The organism is Pradoshia sp. Z5_111 (genome assembly GCF_058267535.1).
In genome coordinates, this window is the sequence record NZ_JBZCPQ010000023.1 from 1 (window position 1) to 3,021 (window position 3,021).

Sequence of the window (3,021 nt, forward strand, 5' to 3'; positions counted from 1 at the left end):
AATCGTTCTTTGAAAACTGGATAATGTAATGTAAGGCAAAGTAAATGCGTTTTAATAAAAACCGAGTAAGAGTTTTTTAACGGTTAAGTTAATAAGGGCGCACGGTGGATGCCTTGGCACTAGGAGCCGATGAAGGACGGGACTAACACCGATATGCTTCGGGGAGCTGTAAGTAAGCTTTGATCCGGAGATTTCCGAATGGGGAAACCCACTGCCCGTAATGGGGCAGTATCTTACACTGAATTCATAGGTGTATGAAGGCACACCCGGGGAACTGAAACATCTAAGTACCCGGAGGAAGAGAAAGCAAATGCGATTTCCTGAGTAGCGGCGAGCGAAACGGAATCAGCCCAAACCAGATGGCTTGCCATCTGGGGTTGTAGGACACTCATTGTGGAGTTACAAAGGAACGGGGTAGATGAAGCGACCTGGAAAGGTCCGTCAGAGAAGGTAACAACCCTGTAGTCGAAACTTCGTTCCCTCCCGAGTGGATCCTGAGTACGGCGGGACACGAGGAATCCCGTCGGAATCCGGGAGGACCATCTCCCAAGGCTAAATACTCCCTAGTGACCGATAGTGAACCAGTACCGTGAGGGAAAGGTGAAAAGCACCCCGGAAGGGGAGTGAAAGAGATCCTGAAACCGTGTGCCTACAAGTAGTCAGAGCCCTTTTATGGGTGATGGCGTGCCTTTTGTAGAATGAACCGGCGAGTTACGATCCCATGCAAGGTTAAGTTGATGAGACGGAGCCGCAGCGAAAGCGAGTCTGAATAGGGCGTTTGCAGTATGTGGTCGTAGACCCGAAACCAGGTGATCTACCCATGTCCAGGATGAAGTCCAGGTAACACTGGATGGAGGTCCGAACCCACGCACGTTGAAAAGTGCGGGGATGAGGTGTGGGTAGCGGAGAAATTCCAATCGAACCTGGAGATAGCTGGTTCTCTCCGAAATAGCTTTAGGGCTAGCCTCGAGTTTAGAGTCTTGGAGGTAGAGCACTGTTTGGACTAGGGGCCCTCATCGGGTTACCGAATTCAGACAAACTCCGAATGCCAAAGACTTATACTCGGGAGTCAGACTGCGAGTGATAAGATCCGTAGTCAAAAGGGAAACAGCCCAGACCACCAGCTAAGGTCCCAAAGTATACGTTAAGTGGAAAAGGATGTGGAGTTGCCCAGACAACCAGGATGTTGGCTTAGAAGCAGCCACCATTTAAAGAGTGCGTAATAGCTCACTGGTCGAGTGACTCTGCGCCGAAAATGTACCGGGGCTAAACGTATCACCGAAGCTGTGGATGCATACCGTATGGTATGCGTGGTAGGAGAGCGTTCTAAGGGCTGTGAAGCATGACCGGAAGGACATGTGGAGCGCTTAGAAGTGAGAATGCCGGTATGAGTAGCGAAAGAAGGGTGAGAATCCCTTCCACCGAATGCCTAAGGTTTCCTGAGGAAGGCTCGTCCGCTCAGGGTTAGTCGGGACCTAAGCCGAGGCCGAAAGGCGTAGGCGATGGACAACAGGTTGATATTCCTGTACCACCTCTCTTCCATTTGAGTGATGGGGGGACGCAGTAGGATAGGGTAAGCGCGCTGTTGGATATGCGCGTCCAAGCAGTTAGGCCGATGAGCAGGCAAATCCGCTCATCACATAAGGCTGAGCTGTGATGGCGAGGGAACTAGAGTACCGAAGTTCCTGATTCCACACTGCCAAGAAAAGCCTCTAGCGAGGAAGAAGGTGCCCGTACCGCAAACCGACACAGGTAGGCGAGGAGAGAATCCTAAGGTGATCGAGAGAACTCTCGTTAAGGAACTCGGCAAAATGACCCCGTAACTTCGGGAGAAGGGGTGCTCATTAGAGGTTTATAGCCTCGAAGAGCCGCAGTGAAAAGGCCCAGGCGACTGTTTAGCAAAAACACAGGTCTCTGCGAAGCCGCAAGGCGAAGTATAGGGGCTGACGCCTGCCCGGTGCTGGAAGGTTAAGAGGAGCGCTTAGCGCAAGCGAAGGTGCGAATTGAAGCCCCAGTAAACGGCGGCCGTAACTATAACGGTCCTAAGGTAGCGAAATTCCTTGTCGGGTAAGTTCCGACCCGCACGAAAGGCGTAACGATCTGGGCACTGTCTCAACGAGAGACTCGGTGAAATTATAGTACCTGTGAAGATGCAGGTTACCCGCGACAGGACGGAAAGACCCCGTGGAGCTTTACTGCAGCCTGATATTGAATTTTGGTACAGCTTGTACAGGATAGGTAGGAGCCTTTGAAGCCGGAGCGCCAGCTTCGGTGGAGGCATCGGTGGGATACTACCCTGGCTGTATTGACATTCTAACCCGCACCCCTGATCGGGGTGGGAGACAGTGTCAGGTGGGCAGTTTGACTGGGGCGGTCGCCTCCTAAAGAGTAACGGAGGCGCCCAAAGGTTCCCTCAGAATGGTTGGAAATCATTCGCAGAGTGTAAAGGCACAAGGGAGCTTGACTGCGAGACCTACAAGTCGAGCAGGGACGAAAGTCGGGCTTAGTGATCCGGTGGTTCCGCATGGAAGGGCCATCGCTCAACGGATAAAAGCTACCCCGGGGATAACAGGCTTATCTCCCCCAAGAGTCCACATCGACGGGGAGGTTTGGCACCTCGATGTCGGCTCATCGCATCCTGGGGCTGTAGTCGGTCCCAAGGGTTGGGCTGTTCGCCCATTAAAGCGGTACGCGAGCTGGGTTCAGAACGTCGTGAGACAGTTCGGTCCCTATCCGTCGTGGGCGCAGGAAATTTGAGAGGAGCTGTCCTTAGTACGAGAGGACCGGGATGGACGCACCGCTGGTGTACCAGTTGTTCTGCCAAGAGCATAGCTGGGTAGCTACGTGCGGACGGGATAAGTGCTGAAAGCATCTAAGCATGAAGCCCCCCTCGAGATGAGATTTCCCATAGCGCAAGCTAGTAAGAACCCTGAAAGATGATCAGGTTGATAGGTCCGAGGTGGAAGTGTGGTGACACATGGAGCTGACGGATACTAATCGTTCGAGGACTTAACCAAATGA

Annotated in this window: 1 rRNA gene; it reads left to right on the forward strand. The window is 52.7% G+C overall.

Annotated features, from left to right (window positions below):
• Nucleotides 1-81: 81 nt before the first annotated feature.
• A 23S ribosomal RNA gene (locus tag AC4D4A_RS19255) occupies nt 82-3,017 on the forward strand.
• Nucleotides 3,018-3,021: the final 4 nt, after the last annotated feature.